Source organism: Alteromonas sp. ABD4_190 (assembly GCF_056160105.1).
Genome location: NZ_JBSWWN010000001.1, coordinates 2,504,018 through 2,524,227 on the forward strand (window position 1 = coordinate 2,504,018; position 20,210 = coordinate 2,524,227).

General features: G+C 43.6%; 17 protein-coding genes. 7 read left to right on the forward strand and 10 right to left on the reverse strand.

The annotated features are described in order from the left end of the window. Positions 1-269: 269 nt before the first annotated feature. The gene (locus tag ACXAFM_RS11050; RefSeq protein ID WP_474834596.1) at positions 270-1,481 is read right to left on the reverse strand and encodes a DUF418 domain-containing protein; all 1,212 of its coding nucleotides are present in this window, start codon (positions 1,479-1,481) and stop codon (positions 270-272) included. A gap of 298 nt (positions 1,482-1,779) precedes the next feature. On the opposite strand from ACXAFM_RS11050, the gene ACXAFM_RS11055 reads away from it, so the two are divergent. The 3 genes from ACXAFM_RS11055 (at position 1,780) to ACXAFM_RS11065 (ending at position 6,411) form a co-directional block, all read left to right on the forward strand. After that, a complete protein-coding gene (locus ACXAFM_RS11055) occupies positions 1,780-4,290 on the forward strand; it encodes a ligase-associated DNA damage response DEXH box helicase (RefSeq protein ID WP_474834598.1) in 2,511 nt (836 codons plus the stop codon). A 187-nt stretch (positions 4,291-4,477) separates the two neighbouring features. Beyond that, positions 4,478-5,182: a ligase-associated DNA damage response endonuclease PdeM gene (gene pdeM / locus ACXAFM_RS11060; protein ID WP_474834600.1), complete on the forward strand. Its 705-nt coding sequence runs from the start codon at positions 4,478-4,480 to the stop codon at positions 5,180-5,182. A gap of 179 nt (positions 5,183-5,361) precedes the next feature. After that, the gene (locus ACXAFM_RS11065) at positions 5,362-6,411 is read left to right on the forward strand and encodes a Gfo/Idh/MocA family protein (protein ID WP_474834602.1); all 1,050 of its coding nucleotides are present in this window, start codon (positions 5,362-5,364) and stop codon (positions 6,409-6,411) included. A 70-nt stretch (positions 6,412-6,481) separates the two neighbouring features. Here ACXAFM_RS11065 and ACXAFM_RS11070 read toward each other — a convergent pair whose 3' ends face one another. The 5 genes from ACXAFM_RS11070 to folM all read right to left on the reverse strand — a co-directional run bounded on the left by ACXAFM_RS11070 (position 6,482) and on the right by folM (position 11,971). After that, the gene (locus tag ACXAFM_RS11070) at positions 6,482-7,375 is read right to left on the reverse strand and encodes a carbon-nitrogen hydrolase (RefSeq protein WP_474834604.1); all 894 of its coding nucleotides are present in this window, start codon (positions 7,373-7,375) and stop codon (positions 6,482-6,484) included. Next, the gene (locus tag ACXAFM_RS11075; RefSeq protein WP_474834606.1) at positions 7,362-8,426 is read right to left on the reverse strand and encodes an agmatine deiminase family protein; all 1,065 of its coding nucleotides are present in this window, start codon (positions 8,424-8,426) and stop codon (positions 7,362-7,364) included. Before ACXAFM_RS11075 ends, ACXAFM_RS11070 begins: the two co-directional genes overlap by 14 nt. Before the next feature lie 151 nt (positions 8,427-8,577). Then, the gene (locus ACXAFM_RS11080; protein ID WP_474834608.1) at positions 8,578-10,596 is read right to left on the reverse strand and encodes an alpha/beta hydrolase family protein; all 2,019 of its coding nucleotides are present in this window, start codon (positions 10,594-10,596) and stop codon (positions 8,578-8,580) included. Between the two features lie 4 nt (positions 10,597-10,600). Next, positions 10,601-11,149, reverse strand: coding sequence for a hypothetical protein (locus ACXAFM_RS11085; protein ID WP_474834610.1), 549 nt, complete (start codon positions 11,147-11,149; stop codon positions 10,601-10,603). A gap of 114 nt (positions 11,150-11,263) precedes the next feature. Further along, on the reverse strand, positions 11,264-11,971 hold the full coding sequence (gene folM, locus ACXAFM_RS11090) for a dihydromonapterin reductase (RefSeq protein WP_474829460.1): 708 nt from the start codon (positions 11,969-11,971) through the stop codon (positions 11,264-11,266). A gap of 160 nt (positions 11,972-12,131) precedes the next feature. Between folM and folE the strand changes: the two genes are divergently transcribed. Further along, complete coding sequence (gene folE / locus ACXAFM_RS11095) at positions 12,132-12,815, forward strand: GTP cyclohydrolase I FolE (RefSeq protein ID WP_474834612.1); 684 nt, start codon at positions 12,132-12,134, stop codon at positions 12,813-12,815. Positions 12,816-12,918: 103 nt separating this feature from the next. On the opposite strand, the gene ACXAFM_RS11100 is transcribed toward folE, so the two are convergent. After that, the gene (locus tag ACXAFM_RS11100; protein WP_474834614.1) at positions 12,919-13,218 is read right to left on the reverse strand and encodes a hypothetical protein; all 300 of its coding nucleotides are present in this window, start codon (positions 13,216-13,218) and stop codon (positions 12,919-12,921) included. Positions 13,219-13,562: 344 nt separating this feature from the next. Next, positions 13,563-15,512, reverse strand: coding sequence for an alpha-amylase family glycosyl hydrolase (locus ACXAFM_RS11105; RefSeq protein ID WP_474834616.1), 1,950 nt, complete (start codon positions 15,510-15,512; stop codon positions 13,563-13,565). Positions 15,513-15,793: 281 nt separating this feature from the next. Here ACXAFM_RS11105 and ACXAFM_RS11110 point away from each other — a divergent pair, with 281 nt between their 5' ends. Further along, positions 15,794-17,011 carry an MFS transporter gene (locus ACXAFM_RS11110; RefSeq protein WP_474829467.1) on the forward strand — a complete coding sequence of 406 codons (1,218 nt, stop codon included), beginning with the start codon at positions 15,794-15,796 and terminating at the stop codon, positions 17,009-17,011. A gap of 140 nt (positions 17,012-17,151) precedes the next feature. After that, entirely contained in the window at positions 17,152-17,967 is an 816-nt protein-coding gene (locus ACXAFM_RS11115) for a mechanosensitive ion channel family protein (RefSeq protein WP_474829469.1), read from the forward strand. A 70-nt stretch (positions 17,968-18,037) separates the two neighbouring features. Here the strand turns inward: ACXAFM_RS11115 and gloA2 are convergent, their stop codons facing one another. Continuing rightward, positions 18,038-18,421: an SMU1112c/YaeR family gloxylase I-like metalloprotein gene (gene gloA2, locus ACXAFM_RS11120; protein WP_474829471.1), complete on the reverse strand. Its 384-nt coding sequence runs from the start codon at positions 18,419-18,421 to the stop codon at positions 18,038-18,040. Between the two features lie 19 nt (positions 18,422-18,440). Beyond that, positions 18,441-19,391: an aldo/keto reductase gene (locus ACXAFM_RS11125; RefSeq protein WP_474829473.1), complete on the reverse strand. Its 951-nt coding sequence runs from the start codon at positions 19,389-19,391 to the stop codon at positions 18,441-18,443. Between the two features lie 273 nt (positions 19,392-19,664). Between ACXAFM_RS11125 and ACXAFM_RS11130 the strand changes: the two genes are divergently transcribed. Then, positions 19,665-20,201, forward strand: coding sequence for a lipocalin family protein (locus ACXAFM_RS11130; protein WP_474829475.1), 537 nt, complete (start codon positions 19,665-19,667; stop codon positions 20,199-20,201). Positions 20,202-20,210: the final 9 nt, after the last annotated feature.

Below are 20,210 nucleotides of genomic sequence, written 5' to 3' on the forward strand. Positions count from 1 at the left end.
CATAGTCCTGCCAAATCAGAGAATGCTTGTTACTACGTATTTAACCCCGGTAATCGACCACTTGTGTCGCACTCTCTATTGGTTCAACCCACATTCATCTATCAAATTTGGGTTGGGCTATGATACTGACGAAAGCCAACTAGGCTCGGCTACTTTGATAGGTACTTTCAGGTTCTAGATAGTTGCGCCAATATGCTATAGGACCAGGCTTTACCTGGTCCTTTTGGTTTTAATCGGATTTATATAACTTCTTTAAGTACGGATGTTAGCTAGGAGGTTTTGTTCGCCTCTGTCGCTAATTCTTGCTCTGCAATTAAGCCGTCGTTTTGCTTGCTCTGTTGCTTCTTATAAAAGTTGCGCAGGTATAGCCTTCTCCATGCCGCTTCAAATGGCCCTTGTTCAAAATGCTTAGTTATAAAATTCGCCAGAAACATTTGAATTGCTGTGAGCGCAAGGGTAATTAACATCAAATCGAGCAGCGTCACGGTATAGGCAAAGTCGGGATAGTAAGCGGGCATAATCACACGAAACAACACAGCTAGAACAATAGATTGCGTTAGGTAGAGGGTAAACGCTACCTTGCCGCAGTTAATAAGTGACTGATACCACCAAGTGGTTGTATTTTTCACCTTGATTAACAGATGTGCGTAGGCAAAAGCACAGAAAATTGCTGGGATGCTGGTAAACATGGGAATAACATCCGACGTTACTTGCTCAAATATCAACTGAGGTATAACCGTAACGACAGATGTGGCTATGGCAATTATAGCCACCTTTTTAAATATAGTAGATGAAAACCCAACGCTAAAGAAACCACTTCTATAAAGATAGGCACCAAACATCATAAGCCCCATCGACTGCCATAGCATGGTAAAAGGTGCTGCAATAACGGTAGCAAGGACAAAAGAAGCTTGAACTCCAATTTGGAACAAATAACTGCTTTGCCATTTTGTAACCTCTTCGGCGTAAGCTTCGCTAGACCTAAGTGGAGGTGCGCCACCGTAGTCGTATCCAAGCGTAAGTACTATGCCAAAAACAAGCATAATGATACTGCCTACAATTAGGTACTTAACGCTCTTTGCGCGAAGCGCTTCTTGGTCAAGCGTTAGGTGTTTTAGTGCAAAGTAGGCGCAAAGACTGTAATAAAGTAGTATGTCGCCGCCAAATATAAATACACCATGTATTAACCCAAATAAAAATAGCCATTTAAGCCGAGATTTAGAAAAGTCTAAAAAGTTGTGCCCACGCTTTTGGCAAGCGTCGAATTGAATAGCTAAACCTGCTCCAAACAACAGGCAAAATAAGGTGCGAAATCTTCCATCTAAGAAAAGCGCGCTAACTGTCGACATAATTTCATCAGATAAAAGTGGCTGTTCAAAAAACGCGTAGCCGGTGTGAAAGTTTTGATGGTATGTAATGTTTAAAAACAAAATGCCAAGGATTGCTAAACCTCTAATGGCATCTATGGATTGAATTCGCATTTACGTTCCCTGTAATCATATCTTGTAGTTTAGCGAGTGTAGTGTACTCGTTTACGAAGTGTCGATACTTAAAGTGTATCCGAATATTAACTATTGCTAATAACTTTAATGCACTAATAAATAAAAAGTACAGGAGATACTTATTTTTTCAAAAAAGCCTTATTGTGCTGAGTTAGGGCGCTGAGTTTTAGCGCTGAGCTTTGACGGTTATTACAAAGGTAAAAGCAAGGTGTTGGCGTATATAAACTTAACTAAGGAATTGGCGTATAAAGCGGAAAAGGCATAACAGATACTGTAAATGACATTACTTCCCTCTGCTTTCGCTAAGTGGTTTAAGCAAAAAGGCTGGCAACTACGTGATTATCAACAGACCATGTTGGTGGAAAAAGATAAACATGACTGTACGTTACTGATAGCACCAACAGGGGCGGGTAAAACCTTGTCAGGTTTTCTGCCGAGTTTGGTAGAGCTTAGTGAGTTAAATGAAGTAAATGAATCAGCTGAAAACTCAGATGAAAACAAGGGTAAGCAGAGTGGGTTTAATGGTTTACATACCCTGTACATTTCACCGCTTAAAGCGTTGACTCAGGATATCCATCGCAATCTGTTACAGCCTATTGAAGAAATGTCGCTGCCTATTACTGCTGAAACGCGTACTGGCGATACACCCTCTCATAAGCGTCAGCGGCAGCGTAAAAAGCCGCCTAATATTCTACTTACTACCCCCGAATCCCTCATGCTGATGTTAAGTTACGCCGATGCCGATAAGCTTTTCGGCAAGCTAAAACGCGTGATCATCGATGAAACTCACAGTTTAATGGCAAATAAACGCGGCGACTTTTTATCACTCGCCATAGCGCGGTTGACCGTGTTTTCACCAAGCTGTAAACGCATAGGCCTGTCAGCGACCGTAGCATTTCCTGAAACTTTGGGCGCGTGGCTAGCGGGCAGTGACAGTGTTGCCAATATCATTAAAGTAAAAGCGGGTGAGAAGCCAAAAGTTGAGATGCTGCACTCTAAAGCGCGCATGCCTTTTGGCGGCTTTATGGCCCGTTACGCCATTGATGATATCTATGAGGCCATAGAAAATGCACAGACCACGCTGGTTTTTGTTAATACCCGCGCTCAGTCCGAGCTTCTCTTTCAAATGCTATGGGAAGCAAATAAAGCGGCGCTTCCCATTGCGCTTTATCACGGCAGTTTGAGCAAAGAGCAAAGGCGCAAAACCGAAGCCATGATGGCAAGCGGTATGCTAAGGGCAATTGTGTGTACTTCTGCGTTAGAGTTAGGTATCGACTGGGGTGACGTCGACAAAGTCATTCAAGTAGGTGCACCTAAAGGCGTAAGCAGGCTGCTGCAAAGGATAGGACGAGCGAACCACAGGTTAGATGAACCTAGCGAAGCGCTGCTTGTTCCGGCAAATCGTTTTGAAGCGCTGGAATGCCAAGCGGCAATTACTGCTATAGAAAAAGGTGAGCTTGATGGTGAAAGCCCACAGCCGGGCGCTTTAGATATCGTCCCGCAATTCATATTGAATTGCTTGTGTAGTAGGGCTGATAGCCCAGATACCTTGTATAAAGAGATACTTACCGCCACGCCATACCAAGGGCTCGATAGAGATGATTTCGACAAACTATGGCAATTTACCCAAGACGGCGGCAGTGCGCTTAATGCGTATGAAAGATATCAGCGGCTGACGAAAAACGACGATGGCACTTACTCGCCAGCGAATCGGCGGGTTATTCAAAGACACAGGCAAAACATAGGCACCATCGTTGAAGCAGGTCGGCTTAAAGTAAAACGCATTCGTAGGGGAAATCAGGGCAAGATCATTGGCGAGGTAGAAGAGTACTTTGCCCAGCAGTTAACGCCCGGAGATACCTTTTATTTTGGTGGAGAAGTACTACGCTTTGAAGCAATCCGTGACATGCAACTTCACGCCAAGCCGGCAAAAGCCAAAGAGCCTAAAATACCCAGCTACGCAGGTGGCCAAATGCCGCTATCTACCTATCTAGCAGAGGGGGTACGGTCTATCTTGGCTGATCAAAAATCCTGGAAGGCACTGCCCGCACAGGTACAAGAATGGCTTAATCTTCAGCAGGCGTTCTCTCAGCTGCCTAGCCCAGACAAAGTGCTGGTGGAGCAGTTTCCGTTTAGGCAGGCGCACTATACCTTGTACTACACTTTCGACGGTCGCAAAGCGAACCAAACCTTAGGTATGTTGTTAACGCGGCGAATGGAAAAAATGGGAATTAAGCCTTTAAGCTTCAGTGTGACTGATTATGGTTTGTCGGTAGCATCAGTGAACGCCATCACCCAAGGGCAGTTACAGCAGCTGTTTCAGCCGGATATTCTAGGCGACGAGTTAGAAGATTGGATGTTACAGGCGCCTATGCTTAAACGCTCGTTCAGGCAAGTGGCGGTGGTGAGTGGCCTCACTGAACAGCGCTATCACGCCAGCCAAAAAACCATGAAGCAGGTAACGTTTTCTACCGACCTTATTTACGATACATTGCGTGAACACGACCGCGACCATATCTTACTTAAAGTAGCACGGGCAGATGCAGAGCGTGAGCTACTAGATTTACGACGACTCGCTAATTTACTTATTCGTTATGTAGATTCAGCGACATTAGTGAATCTTGAAAAGCCGTCGCCCATGGCCATTCCTATAGTGCTGGATGTGCGTAGTGAACAAGTGAAAGGCGCTGGCGCACAAGCTATTATTGAACAAGCTAATTTATACGCCGAAGCTGAAACCATGTTAGATGAAGTTCGCGCGTTACTCTCAGGGGCTAGCGTTGAATAGGTGGGACTAAGCAGAATATTTAAACTTCACTTTCCCATATTGACTAAGCACTTCACGTTCGATGCTTTACTTAACAAACATTTGCGGTAAGTCCGTTAAGCAGGAAAGCTTAATAGTATTTCGCTAAATAAACGAGCAGCGTTACCGAGGTACTAAAAACTCACAAACGAAAAATAAAGAGGATAATTTGGCAATAACCGACGCGTGGCTTACTGAAAAAGTTAGTCAGCGCCACATTACTATTACGAAATATGCAGACTACCTGTGGTTATTAGACGCACGTGGCGTGGCGTATTTACCCGCATGTGATTGGCTAGTGGTATCCGATCTGCACTTAGAAAAAGGCAGCTATTTACGCAGCTATGCGAACCCCTTACCCAGCTTAGATTCCACCGCCACGTTAACGCGGTTGGAAAGTATCATCGATGATTACAAGCCACTGCGAGTAATCAGCTTAGGTGACAGCTTTCACGATAAACACAGCATGTCCCGCATGACCTTTGATGACCGTCAGCATTTGTGTAGGCTTGTTGATAGCGTCAATGAGTGGATGTGGGTTGAAGGCAACCATGACCCTGATTTACCTGAAGGCATTCCAGGCACGCCATGTTTTGAAGTCGTGCTAGATAATATGGTATTTAGGCATGAGCCGGAGTTAAACGAAAAGCGAGCGCAAGTTATCGGCCACTATCACCCCAAAAAGCGCACCACTATTTCTCGGCGCCGTTACTCGGGCAAATGCTTTACCAACAACAACAGTCTATTTGTAATGCCCGCCTTCGGGCAGTTCACCGGTGGTCTGGATATAGATGAAGAGGTAATGCTAACGCTTCTGCCCAAGTCGACTCGTCAGGTTTTCATGCTCTGTGACGGCATTATCTTCAAAATATAACACACCAAAAATGGGGTCAGAGTACATTTTCCCTTCAGAAGAATCGAAATGGGGGTCAGAGTACATTTATTTAGAACAATGTCGCTTTTTAAATGTACTCTGACCCCATAATTTTAAGCCTAGTTTAGCGAGCTGAGTTCCCATATACTTTTTCAACTGAACAAAAAAGGAACAGGAAAATGTATCGTTTTGGAATTGTCGGCGCAGGCATGATTGCGGATTTTCATGCTCAGGCTATCCACGCTATTCCCAATGCAGAATTAACAGGGATTTATTCACGTTCAATTGAAAAAGCAAATGCGTTCTCTAAAAAGCATAGCTGTACACCTTACGACGACTATACGTCGTTTATAACGTCTCCTGATATTGACATCATTACTATATGTACGCCTTCAGGCTTTCATTTAGAACCCATATCCGCTGCCGCAAAAGCGGGCAAGCACATCATTTGTGAAAAGCCGCTGGAAGTTACAGCTGAAAGAGTCGATGAAATGATTGCGGTGTGTGCCCAAAACAAGGTGATGTTAGCGGGCATTTTCCCTCGTAGGTTTAATGCATCGTCACAGTTACTTAAGCAAGCTATAGACGTAGGGCGCTTCGGCAATATTGCCATGGCAGATGCCTATATTAAATGGTGGCGAACCCAAGAGTATTATGAAAGTGGCGCATGGCGGGGGACATGGAAGCTTGATGGCGGTGGCGCGTTGATGAATCAGTCAATTCATACGATTGATTTGCTTCTTTATGTAATGGGGGATGTAAAATCTGTGCGAGCAGAAACCAGGCTGGTGGCCCATGATGGCATAGAGGTGGAAGATGTTGGAATTGCAATGCTAGAGTTTGAAAACGGTGCATTAGGTGTTATTCAAGGCTCAACAGCTTGCTGGTCTAAAAGTGGACATCCGGCAGAGGTACAAATTACTGGTTCTAAGGGCTCAGTTTTTATGAGCGATGATAAATTTCGAGTCTGGGAGTTTGCTGAAGAAAGCGAAGAAGACGAAGAGATTAGATGCAAGTATGGGCTTTCTGAAAATGAAGCGGGAGCAGGAGCAGCTGATCCATCGGCCATCGATTTCGTTTGGCATCAAAGAAACTTCGAAGATGTATTAAATGCCCTTGATAACGGCACTAAACCACTTGTAGATGGATTTGAAGGACGTAGATCGATTGCGTTACTTAACGCTATTTATCGCTCAGCGAAAAACGGCGGTGAAAAGGAACTTGTGTAAAAATGGGGTCAGGGTACATTTCACAGTTATTGCTGCTTAGAAAAAATGTACTCTGACCCCATTATTCGAGTTAGTCGCGCCAGCGTTTGGTCAACTCGTCGTAGGCGTCTATGCGGCGGTCACGGAAATAAGGCCAAATGCGCTTAACTTGCTCGGTACGTTCCATATCAAGCTCTACTGATAACGTTGTTTCACCCTCAGCTTCAGCTTTTGCCAATATCTCGCCTTGCGGGCCTGCTATGAAGCTTTGCCCCCAGAACTGAATGCCTGGGTCGCCTTCAACAGGTGACGCTTCAAAACCTGTGCGGTTCGCTACAATAACCGGAACTGAGTTTGCCACAGCATGAGAGCGCTGAATGGTTTCCCATGCGCCGTGCTGGCGGGTACGCTCTTCTTCAGTGTCAGTTAAGTCCCAGCCAATAGCAGTAGGGTAGAATAACAAGTCTGCACCTGCCATTGCCATTAGGCGAGCTGCTTCTGGGTACCACTGATCCCAGCATACTAAAACGCCAAGTTTGCCTACGCTGGTTTCAATCGGTGTGAAGCCCATATCGCCCGGCGTAAAGTAAAACTTCTCGTAAAAACCCGGGTCGTCAGGAATGTGCATTTTACGGTATTTGCCCGCAATTTCTTTACTGCGGTCAAACACTACGGCAGTGTTGTGATACAAACCTGAGCCGCGTTTTTCAAAAAGCGACGTCACTAAAACGATATTGTGTTTTTCGGCTAGCTCACCAAAAAAGTCTGTCGCTGGCCCCGGTATTGGTTCAGCCAAATCAAAGGCGTCAGTATCTTCTTGCTGGCAAAAATACAGGGTGCTGTGCAGCTCTTGAAGCAAAATACACTCGCAACCTTCAGCTGCTAATTTGGCAACTTGCTCGGCACTTTTATTCCAGTTCGTTGCTTTATCGTTATCGGCAACGGCCTGTTGTACCAGACCCACTTTTAGCTTAGCTGGGCGCATGTAATGACACTCCTTTCTTTAAGGTGGTGATAATCGAATCTTTTAATGTATCTGTGGGTACTTGCATAGAAATACAATGCAAGCTGCCGTATTGTCTTACGAGTACACTACAATCAATTGGTTCAACAATATGATTGGGGTGTGCTTTTTGTACCGTCTCAATGGCTTCAGCATCTTCTTCTTCACCGTAGACGGGAAGCAATATAGCCTTATTACAAATTAAGTAATTAGCGTAGGAGGCAGGTAGGCGATCTCCTTCATCGTTTACGATATAAGGCAGCGGTAAATGAAACTGCTTATGCTCAGGTAGTTCAAGGGCACACTCGTCGCACAACGCTTTCAACCCTTCAAAGTGACTATCATTAGGACGGTTATTACACGCCTGAATAACTAAGCCTTTGCTTGGCGTAAAGCGCACCAAAGTGTCGATGTGGCCATCTGTATCATCACCCTCTAAATGACCGTGCTGCAAAATGGTAACTTTGCTACAGCCCAGCATATCTTTAAATGCGTCTTCATAAGCACTTAGCGACATATCACCGTTGCGCTCAGGATTAAGTAAACACTGCGCGGTGCTTAATAGATGACCGTTTTCGTCGATTTCTAACGCACCGCCTTCAGCCACTACTGGGCTGCTGCGCAGCACTGATTTGCACATGGCGGCGAGGTAACGCTGATTAGCCAGGTTATCTTCAGCGGCGTTAAATTTGTTTCCCCAGCCGTTAAAACGAAATTCTACAGGTGAGCCATTGCCTTCGTTGTCTTTACAAGTGATAAAACCATAATCGCGCATCCAGGTGTCGTTAAAAGATGATGGAACAATAAGCACTCGGGCGCTCTCGGCTAAACGAGACCTAAGATCGTCAACGTCATTTGGCGAGCACAACAAAATAACACCAGCATTATTGCGGTTTACTGCTGCAATCACATTTAGATAGGTCGCTCTCGCCTCTTCCAACCATGGTGCCCAGTCGGTGTTTGCGTGCGGCCATGCCAACATAACAGCATCAATCTTATGCCATTCAGGCGCCATAATACGGTTGCCGTGCATAGTAGAATTCCAAGTCGCTTTTAAAATAGGGTTCGGATTATAGCTATGCCCAAGCAGGAGACCAAGGCAAATGGCGATGAAATTAATTGGCGGTGACGATTAGTGATAGCGCTTGTGAAGTAAAGCGCTATCACTATTAACCGGGAAAGGCTTAGCTTTGTGTCGCTGTCATGCTGTCTTTTTTGAGGTGTTTATTCAGAAACTTTATTAGCGCGTTATAGTATCTTGCTTCGTCCTCTACATAATGGAATCCATGCCCTACGTCGTCTAATACCATCCACTCATGTTTAATATTATTATCTTTTAACGCAAAGTGAAGGCGATAAGCATGCTCTATATCTACCACGGTATCGTCAGTACCATGTGCAATAAACACAGGCTTGGTAATACCTTTAAATTGATACAGCGGTGAGTATTTGAACAGTTCTTCTTTTTGCGTGCTAGGGTTTCCAATGATCTCAGTTAGTAGAGTCATGATATCGTCGTTTTGGACGTCACTTCGCTGAAATTGTAATGCGAGATCGGTAACGCCAGCAAACGAGGCGGCGCACTGATAAAGTTCAGGAGAACGAATAATGCTATACAACGCAGAGTAGCCTCCATAGCTCCCCCCAATTATGCATACATTTTTAGCATCTATATTGTGATGTGCTTTCGCATATGACAATGCTTGTTCAATATCATCTTCAATAAGACGTCCCCACTGCTGCATACCTTGCTGCTTGAATGATTTTCCGTACCCTGACGAACCTCTGTAGTTAACCTGCAGTGTGGCGAAACCGGCATCAACAAGTACTTGAATGTTGCCTGAGTAGTGTCGAGAGTCGTTTACGCCAATGGGGCCGCCATGTGGGATAACAACTAACGGAGGGTTTTTTGCTTCAGGCAATGTCAGAAACGCTTCTAAATCTACCCCATCGTCAGACTTGAGTTTGAGTAGGGCGGTCTTGCTAAGTTTTTTGTCTGAAAGCCAAGGGTATAAATCCACAAGGTGACTAAAGGTGTCGCGTTGGCGATTGTAATAAAAGACTTGCTCTGGATTTGCACTATCATCTGCGACAAACAAAATATTGCTACCAGAGGCGTCCATGTCAATCGCGTAAACGCCATCAATTTTGGACTGGGTCTTTAAGCGAGAGACTAATTCGTTGTAGTTATTGGAGAAATAGAGTTGTTTGCTCATTCCTTTTTCAAGAAAGGAGACACCTATGATGTCTTTTGTCTCAGGGTGTTTGAGAACGCCTGTTAAATCGTAATTTGGGTGCTCAAATATTATGTCTTCAAACTGTTTGCTTTGTGTATTAAAGCTACGCAAATTTATTTTATCGCTGCGGTGGTTAGTGAGAACAAAGAGTTTATCGCCTGATTCGCTGCCACCTACCACTTTAACAGCGTCGTTTTTATCGCTCTTCCACATTTCTTTGTAGCGATATTTACGAGGCTTTGACCCCGTTCTTGCAAAAACTTCGGTTATGCCATCAACAGTTCTGCTTCCACCTAAACGCCAGCCTCTTGCATCAAAAATCCAGTCTTGTAAATCAGGGCCAGACTTATTTAGTTTTAATTTGCGGCGGAAGTCACTTTCTGTGATTTTCTGAGATAAATCTAAGTTGAATAAGTCAACATAGTAATTGTATTCGTCATCATCTTCGTAACGAGCAAAAATAGCATGGGTTGGTTTATTGGGAAGTGTGTCTAACCAATGACCCGGTTGTGAAATGTATGATAATCGAAACGGAGGATTGGGTGACTTAGTGCGATCGGCAAATTCCACAATGACATAGCGATGGAATCGACCATTAGAGTATTGCTTCAATGAGATGAAGTTATCAGAGAGCCATACTAATTCAGCAATATAATTAAAGTGCCGTTCCCATGACATTATTCTGTTTGAATGTTGAACGTGCATTTGCTGACGCTCAAATGTAATTGGGTCGTCTTTAGTACCGCGAACTAAATCGTGAATAATTAAATTGTATGAGTCACTCTTAGGTTCAATGTAGGCAATTGCTGTACCCGAAGGATTTACCGAAAATAGTTTGTACTTTGCATCTTTAAAAAAAGACTCGGTTTGAAAATCGGTAGATTGAGCAGTGTCGGCTTGCGTTTGTAATGAAACAAGAGTTAAGACGGCTATTGAAAGAGTAACCAGCAGTTTATTGATAGGCATCAGGCTATTCCCCCGTCTTTTCAGAATGTTTTAAATAAAAGTCGATATAGTGATCGTCAGGGTATAAGCCGTTAGCGATATCGTATTTATCCGCAAATTGGGAAAAGTCTTGTTCAAGAATTTTGAGAATGATAGACGTGCGATTAAGTACTTTGATATTTGCTCGGCTTCCCAGCCTCTCTATCATGAATAGTCCGGTATAATTGAGCTTACCTGGCTGAACAGTAAAAGTAAGATCTAAGCTTTCTAGATCCATGTAACTTTCAAGTAAGTTTCCTTTCGATAGGGAGCCAGTACGTTCGAACACTTTGTCCCACGTGTAGGTTCCCGCAGGTAATCTAATCACATCAAAATGTTGTGAGTGATTAAGAGGGCCAAATGTATATTTGTTCGTTAATCCATTACCTTTAAGTACTACGCTTTCCGTGTAGCCCTTAGAATATAGTGCGATGATAGCGTAGCCTTCATCAGGCCCTAGTGGTTCAACTGTGGTTGTATTAGCGATAAGTGGTGTGGAAAATACAAAAAGCAATAATGCGAGTACAGCTTTCATTACTTCATTCCCTTGATAGTTTATTGTTTATCACAAATTTTTTATGTGAGCATTTTAAACAACCCTACAAATTACGGTGGGTAAAATCAACAAGGATATAACGGTTTCGTTTCTTTATTTTAATTGCCGCCCGCCATTTAAATGAAGCGTTTGCCCAGTCACGTATTCGCTATCGAATAAGTAATTCATGGCTTTCACGGCTTCTTGTGCGCCAGGTACGATTTCAAGCAACGACTTCTTTACTGCCTTTTGTCGATAAGCGTCGTCGTCACCTTCATTAAACATAAGGAGAGCAGGTGCAATGCTATTCACTTTGACACGTGGCGCCAGCTTTTTTGCAAAGGACAAGGTGAGGTTGTGTAAGGCAGCTTTGCTCGCGGCGTAAGCCATATGTTTCGCGCTTCCCGTTTCTTGAACGTAATCCGTCATGTGAATAATGTCAGCTGGCACTTCGCAGCCACATAATGCCTCTTCTAGTGCCAAGTTTATGCGGTAGGGGGCGACGGCATGAATCATCATCATGCGCTGCATTAGTTCGTGTTTATTATCGTTATCTTTCTCCTGTGCCCAATCTGAAGCGTTGTGAATTACTCCTCGATAGGTTTTACTGATTGCCTTAATCTCATCAATTGCTCGATCAATAGCCGCCTCAGTGCTAAAATCGGCTTGTATGACTGTAGCGCCTTTATCCTTAAGTAGTGCAATACTCGAGCGATGGGTTCGGTAAGTCACAACAATGTGATGGCCTTGTTCAAGTAAGCTTTCAGCCATTGCTAAGCCCAATCGTTGGCTTGCGCCTGTTATCAATACAGGTGATTTCAAAGTAATGTCCTTTTAACAGAAAGGAAACGGTCTCTATATTTTGTGCTAAGTGCACAGTAGGTAGCAATGACATTAAATAAAAGTCATGTTGCCAAGTAATCGATCTCTAACGAGCTGAAAGTCGTAGAAGATCAAAAAAGAAGTAACAACGGATAAAGTGATGTTAGCAAAAGAAGCGGTAATTGTGCGTGATGCACTAGACCCCTCTATATCAGAGCCAGCGCAACGCGTACGAGATGCATTAGAAGCCAAAGGTTTAGAAACGCCTATGGTGGTTAATGGTCTTTCTGACGAACAAAAGCGCAAACGAATTGAAAGCGCCATGCGTGACGTAATGGACACACTTGGCCTAGATCTCAATGACGACAGCTTGTGTGATACGCCTAGCCGTATTGCTAAAATGTACGTTAATGAAATTTTTGGTGGCTTGGATTACCGAAAATTTCCGAAGATTACTGCTATTGAAAACAAGATGCAGATCGACCAGCCTGTTCAGGTGTCTGACATTAGCTTAACAAGTACCTGCGAACATCATTTTGTGACTATTGATGGTACCGCGACCGTATCATATATACCTAAAGATACGGTGATTGGGCTATCAAAAATAAACCGTCTTGTAGGCTTTTTTGCTCAGCGCCCTCAGGTACAAGAGCGCCTAACACAACAGGTGTTAGTAGCGTTACAAACTCTCACTAATACTGAAGACGTAGCCGTAAGTATTAATGCTACGCACTACTGTGTTAAAGCAAGGGGTATTCGTGATACCAACTCGTATACGAAAACATCTGCACTTGGTGGTCGTTTCCTTACTGATAGTGAATTAAAACGAGAGTTTTTTCGTTAACGTCTTTGCATATTCCAACGAAGAACTCAAAAAGCCGCTCTTGAAGCGGCTTTTTCAACTGAGGGTATTGATAAGAGTGGAGCGTTAGGCTTTTAATGTCGAGCTATTTAATAATAAGCTCTGAATCTAGCGCATCGATAATAAGATTAACACGACCACCTATACCATCAGCTGCTGTTAGGCTGAGCACCTTATTACAACACCCGCACGATTCATGTTGCTCGTTATACATGTCGCGAGCAGAGTTTAAATAAAAATCATTAATTGCGCCGCAATAGGGGCACATGTATTCCAACGCATTATCACTTTGCATCGTTTTATCCATTACCATGTTTAACATATCCATATGACGTAAGTCGAAATCCGCTGTGTGAAAAAAGATATTTGTACTGCTTCTATGCATTAAATTTGACGGTCCCTATTGGTAAGAATCAAATTGCCGGCAACACTCTATCAAGAGTCGCTCTATATAGAAGCTGCAAAAAACAAACCACACACATTGGTAAAGTGCTACTTACACGTTAGGTTACCGTCAGACAAGCTGAACAGCTGTAAGACCTTTTCTAACGTGGTAGGAGGTAAATGAACTATCCAACCCTCGGCTAAAGTATAGTCGGCAATTCCTTTATTACCTGTGTAAATAGGGGCTATTTAGTAAGTCTTTGGCGACAAAGACAATTCATGTTATTGACAACACCCTGCTTGTCGCAAGCTTCGCAACAAGCAGGGTGTCATATACGAAAGTAATTAGTTGGCTAACAGCCATAGCTGCTGATAGGGGGCGAGAGATAAAGGTGCAGCTTCCATGAGCACAGTTTCGCCTGACAGCAAGTCTGTGGTCGATGTGCAGTTGACTGTCGCCAATAGGGAACGCTGAAGCTGTTGCTTATGTTCACTAAAATTACAGACAACAAGGAGTTTTTCACCTCCATCATTCTCGCGCATAAAAACAAAACAATGTTGATTGTCAGAATCTAATATATGTGTTTGAGCTTGGCCAAAAACCGAATACTGTTTTCTCGTTTCGATCATTTTTTGTAAGCCTTTAAATACGCGAAGGCTAGCGTCTTCCGCTTTACTAACCGGTGTTGTCTGGCCTAGAGCCAATGCGGTATCTTCTTCATAAACTGCGATGCGATTAACCCATCTGTCGTCATGTTTTTTACTTTCGTCTTGACGGTAGCTGTAGTCGTTTAGCTTTCCAATTTCATCGCTTGAATACAGCAATGGGATGCCACCGATGCTGAACGTTATCCCATATAACAGCAGCATCCGCTTCACTGCTTCTTCAATGCCTTTCGTGTCATTAGCCTGTAATGCGCCCTCTAGCCCACACAAAGATGCTAATGAACCACATACACGACAATCCCCGTTACTCGGGTTTTCTGCAAACGGCACGCCGTTTGCGAAACTTCCTTCAAAACGACCGGTGTAGAATTGATTCAAGAAATAGCGATGATCAAACGGGTTTATACCTAATTCATTAGCGACGGCATCGTCAAAAGTCCAACCTATGTCATCGTGACAGCGCACGTAGTTCACCCATGTACATTCGTCTGAAATAGCAAAGCTCTTTTTCATCGATTGTGTGAGCAGACGGGTTTTGCGTGTTGCCAATGAGTTCCAGAGTAGCGCCATTAACAAGGGGTTATAGGACAGCTGACATTCGTCTTTATCGATATACTTAAGTACTTCATCCGGATGAACGATAGCCTCTGATTTAAACACCACCGCTGGCGCAACAATTTGCAAACAACAATTAAATGCTTGAATAAGTACGTGTGCCTTCTCTTGATTCTCACAATTTGTACCAAGTTCTTTCCATATGAATGCCAATGCATCTAAACGCAGAGCGGCGCTACCAACATTAGCCAAAAATAGCATTTCAGAGGTAATCGCGTTGAATACTTCAGGGTTGCTGTAGTTTAGATCCCATTGAAAGCTGTTGAAGGTCGTCCACACCCACTTTTTAATCTGCTCATTGTAGGTAAAGCTGCCCCTTCTTACTTGAGGAAAAATTTCTCTCAGCGTTTCCTCATATTGGTCGGGGATTGTCTTGTCATCAAACAAGTAATAATAGTTTTGAAATTGCTTGTCGCCTTTAAGTGCAGCTTTCGCCCACGCATGTTCGTCAGATGTGTGATTAAAAACAAAGTCGAGCACAAGGTTAATCCCTTCCTTTTGGAGGGCCGACGCAAGCTTTTCCAAATCTTTTATAGTACCTAAAGAGGGATTTACCTTGCGATAGTCCGATACGGCATAACCACCATCACTGTCCCCTTTAGGTGCGTCGTATAAAGGCATGAGGTGTACATAAGTTACACCGAGTGCTTTGAAGTAAGGGATCTTATCGTGTAAGTCATTTAGCGTAGGCCCCATTAAGTCCACATAGCAAGCCATACCTACCTGTTGCTCGTCGCGATACCATAGAGGCGTTTTCAGTCTTTCATTATCGAGTTTTTTGAGCGCCGGCTTTCGACTTTTCAACCCATCTCTTAATATTTCGACGAGTTTTTGTAAATGAAAATAGCAGTCATACTGATGTCCATAAACATAAGTATAATTTTCAAAAAGGCGAGGAAAATGCTCTTTCAGTCGACGAGTGAATGTCGTCGCATCCCTCTTTGTAAGGCCAGATAAATCGGTAGATGCCAAGATTCTGTCTAAACATACACCACTGTCAGCAGCATAGCTCATAGAAAACTCCAAATTGTTACACGCTTGTATGCTAAGTTAGCCTATCCAAATTATCGGGTTTACAGGCTTTTTAAATTCTGTTAACTTTTATCTTAAACGATTAAGCTCATTTTTCAAGGTTATAAAATCGTTATTTTTTACAAAATGAGTACGTGTAACAATAAACGTATTTTTATGAATTTAAGAAAGGTTAAGCTAATCCTTTCGCCAGTGTATTTGCGAGACAAAATATGCCTAATCATGACTCTAGTAGCAGAATTATCAGGTGGTTGACGTACCTAATGTTTATGATGTTTGCAATGACATCAGATTCTGTAGGCGAGATAATCAAAGAAGTAAAAGTGGCGTTTTCGGTCACTAATGCACAAGCTAGCTTAATGCACTCACTCCCTATGCTGGGTATCGCCCTATCTGGTTTGTTTTTGGGGTTTCTAGCCGATAAGTTAGGTCGTAAGCCAACCATTATTATAGGGTTAGCATTGTTTGGGTTAGCTTGTTACAGCTTCCTTATTGCAAATGACTTTATGCTGATTGTTAGTTTGATGAGCTTGTCAGGGGTGGCCGTTGGTATTTTCAAGACAGGTGCACTGGCCCTTATTGGTGACATTTCAACTTCAACAAAACAACATACCGCAACGATGAACGGTGCAGAAGCCTTCTTTGGTGTTGGCGCAATTATAGGCCCTTTGATTGTAGCCTACCTTATCCATCAAGGGGTAGCATGGCAGTGGCTTTATGTTATTGCTGGTGGGGTTTGCACCGTTCTTATTGTCGGGGCTCTACTGGTTAAGTACCCGGCCTATTCTCGTGACACGTCTTCTGGCGAAAACAAAGTGTCCATTGCGCAAAGCTTAAAATTGGTCAAAAACCCTTACGCGTTAGGCTTTTCAATTGGCGCATTTTTATATGTTGCGGCAGAGAGTGCTATCTACGTGTGGATGCCGAGTTACTTAGTATGCGACGCAACTACGCTTAAAGCGACCTACGACTGTTACAGTCAGGGTTTCTCTCAAACACTGGCTATTTATTCGGTAACCGCATTTTTTATTTTGCGTGCCGCAGGCCGTTTCGTGGGAATTTGGATGATGTCTCGCTTTAACTGGGCGTTGGTGTTGATGTTGTTTACAGGCGCTATAGTACTGTGCTTCGGCTTGGGGTTATGGGGCGGAAAGCAGCTCGCGCTTTATTTGTTCCCACTCACAGGTATTTTCATGTCGGTCATTTACCCTACGTTCAATTCAAAGGGAATAAGCTGCTTCCCTAAACATCAACACGGTAGTGTGGCAGGAGTTATATTGTTCTTTACTGCTGCTGGCGCAGCGGCTGGCCCGTTTATTATGGGCCTTGTGAGCGATGCTAACGGCGGTGATGCAAAATACGGTTTCATGGTCGCCACTGGCTTTGCCGCTTTGCTGTTTATCGGCTTAGTATATAACTACGTGAAGAACCCCACCAAAGAGCGTTTAGCAGAAATTGAAGCGAGTGAGTACGCTAACTAAGTGAAAATAACCGCGAGGCTAGTCGCTCGCGGTGTTAGTTAACCTAAACGTGCCGGACTTATGTTCGGCACTGGTTTTTCATAGCGTTGTTGTTTAAGCTTCCCTACATTCCCTCATTTATCAATCTGCAATAACGTCCCATGGATGAATTAAAACAAGCCCAAGCCCTATACGACACGCTGGTTGAATTTGCTGTGACCTACAGTTTCCAAATTGTAGGTGCCATTATCATTTTCTTACTTGGCTGGTGGGTGGCAAATAAAATAGGCCATGTGGTTGAAAACCTCATGGTAAACAAAAAAATTGACGTTACGTTAAGCCGGTTTACCGGTGGTATATGTAAATTGGTGTTGCTTGGAATAGTTATCATCATTGCGCTTGGTAACGTGGGGATAAGCGTTACCCCGTTAATAGCGGCTCTTGGTGCAGTGGGCTTAGGAGCTGGTCTTGCTATTCAAGGCATGCTGGCAAATTACGCCGCAGGTTTTACGATAATCATTACCCGTCCGTTTGTAGTAGGAGATACTATTCGGGTTCGTGGCGTTGCCGGCGTTGTTGATCAGGTTATGCTGCCTTATACCATTCTTATCGATGAAGATAACGTGCACATACAGATCCCCAATAAGCTAATTGTTGGGGAGATCTTGCATAACTCTGCTGAAAACATGCTTATAGAACTCGAGATAGGCGTTGCTTACTCCAGTAATGTAGATAACGTCATTGAAGTAATTCGGCATGCGGTTGCATCTGTTGACGGTGTTAGTGCAGAAAAAACACCTGCTATTGGTGTCGATAATTTTGGTGACAGCAGTATTAATTTTGGGGTTCGGGTTTGGGCTCCTGCGACAAGGCATTTCGAAGTGCGCTATGCGCTTAATCAAGCAGTTTTTAACGCGCTTCAACAGCACAACATTGATATTCCATTCCCGCAACGAGAAGTCAGAATGCTGGACTAGGATAAGGTTATTTTAGCAGACCTATTGTTAGATAAATGCCGAACAGCTACTCAGCTATTCGGCATTTTTTTTATAGCTCGTAAAGTTCAAGCGGTAACCCGTCAGGGTCTTGAAAAAACGTAAAGCGCTTGCCGGTGTATTCGTCAGTTCTTACTGGCTCGCATTCCACCATTTTATTGGTCAGGTGATTAATCACTTCATCTAAATTGTCGACTTTGAACGCTAAGTGTCTAAGTCCTTGGGCCTCTGGACGTGAAGGCCTTTGAGGCGCTCCTGGAAACGAAAATAACTCAATTTGACTTCCGTCAGGCAGGCCAAGATCGCATTTATATGAGTTCCTGGCTTCTCGATAGTTTTCGTCAATGATGGAAAACCCAAGTACGTCCGTGTAAAACGCTTTTGAACGTGGGTAGTCGCTACAAATAATAGCAACATGGTGAAAGCCTTTTAGCATGCTATTTCCTTATTACTACTTATGGCATCTCTTGGCCGCGAGCGACTTCAAACAACTTGTACCAGTGTTCGCGAGAAAGATGAACGTCCATCGCTTTTTGGCTAGATTTGATACGCTCTACATTAGTGCTGCCTAGAACAGGCGCGATATTAGCTGGATGTCGCATCAGCCATGCTAAAACAATCGCTTCAGGTGTTGTTTGATACTCGCTTGCAAGCTTTTCCACCAATTCTGCCGTAGCAAGGTCAACACTGTTCTCGGTCTTAGCGCCCGTATACTTCCCTTGAGCTAAGCTTCCCCACGCCTGAAGTTGAACATTATTCATCATACAGTACTCAAGAGTCCCTGGTGCATAACCCATATTGCGATTAGCCGCACTATTGCTGGTGATGCCGTCTTCCAACCAGTCCCTAAAGCCGAGGCTCATTTCAAGTTGGTTGGCAACAATAGGTGTTGAGAGTGCTGATTGAAGGTAGTTTATTTGGTGTCCGTGCATATTAGACACACCCACGTGTTTAATCTTCCCCTGTTGCTGTAACAGTAATAAGGTACCAGCCACTTCTTCCAGTTCCATAAGCGGGTCGGGGCGGTGTAGTAGCAGTATATCGAGTTGCTCAATACCTAAACGAGAGAGAATGCCTTCGACAGACGTGTGGATATGATTTGCCGAGAAATCATAGCGCTTTGGTCCTAAATCATCTTCAAAACGTATTGCACATTTAGATTGAATAATCATTTTGTCTTTAAGTTCTGGCGCTTGCTTCAGGGCTTCACCAAAGGCGGTTTCTGCTTTACCGAATGTGTAAATATCAGCATGGTCAAAAACGTTAATATCTAAGTCTAGTACAGCGTCAATGATTGTTCTTGCTTGGGTCACATCGGCTTTAGATACGGGGTCGTTATTCCAACCTCCACCTAGGCCCATGCATCCATAAATTAGGCGGCTTGCGTTTGGAAAGTGTGCATTCATGTAGTTATCTCCCTTTAAAGGTGTGAGTGAACAAAATTACCTTTGCACTCATAGAAGCTCTGGCGGTTATTCTTATTATCAACTGGACAGTACTCTAGTATGACGTGTTGGATAATAAAAGCTTGATTAGTCGAGTGTCTTTTAACTAGCGACAGTTAACGCTTGGGATATTTATGGTGTGAATTAGCAATAAAGATCACAACTGCTGGTGTAGGCGTTTAATATCGTAGTGAATATTCATCACTACAAACTCATCACAAGAGAAGAGGGTTTATGTTGAAAAAATGGTTTTTATTGGCAATTGCACTACTTGTTGGGTTAGCTGGCTGCACCGGAGTACCGGAAAACGTAAAGCCAGTTAAAGGTTTCGAGCTTCCTAGGTATTTAGGGGAGTGGTACGAGATCGCGCGCTTTGACCACAGTTTTGAAGAAGGGTTAAGCGAAGTCACAGCAACATATAGTATGCGCGAAGATGGTGGCGTGAAAGTTATCAATCGCGGTTATTCAAAGGAAGAAGGTAAGTGGGATGAAGCCGAAGGCAAAGCGTATTTTGTAGAGAACGAAACCACAGGACATTTAAAGGTATCCTTTTTCGGTCCATTCTACGCGAGCTATGTCATTATGGAACTAGACAAAGAAGGTTATCAATATGCACTGATAACAGGCCCGGATAAAGATTACCTTTGGATATTAGCGCGGACACCCTCAATTTCAGATGAAGTTCGCACGCGTTTATTAGGAAAAGCGACCGCGGCTGGGTACGACGTTAGCAAGCTTATTTGGGTAGAGCACGGCCAAGTAAAATCATAGCTGCTATCA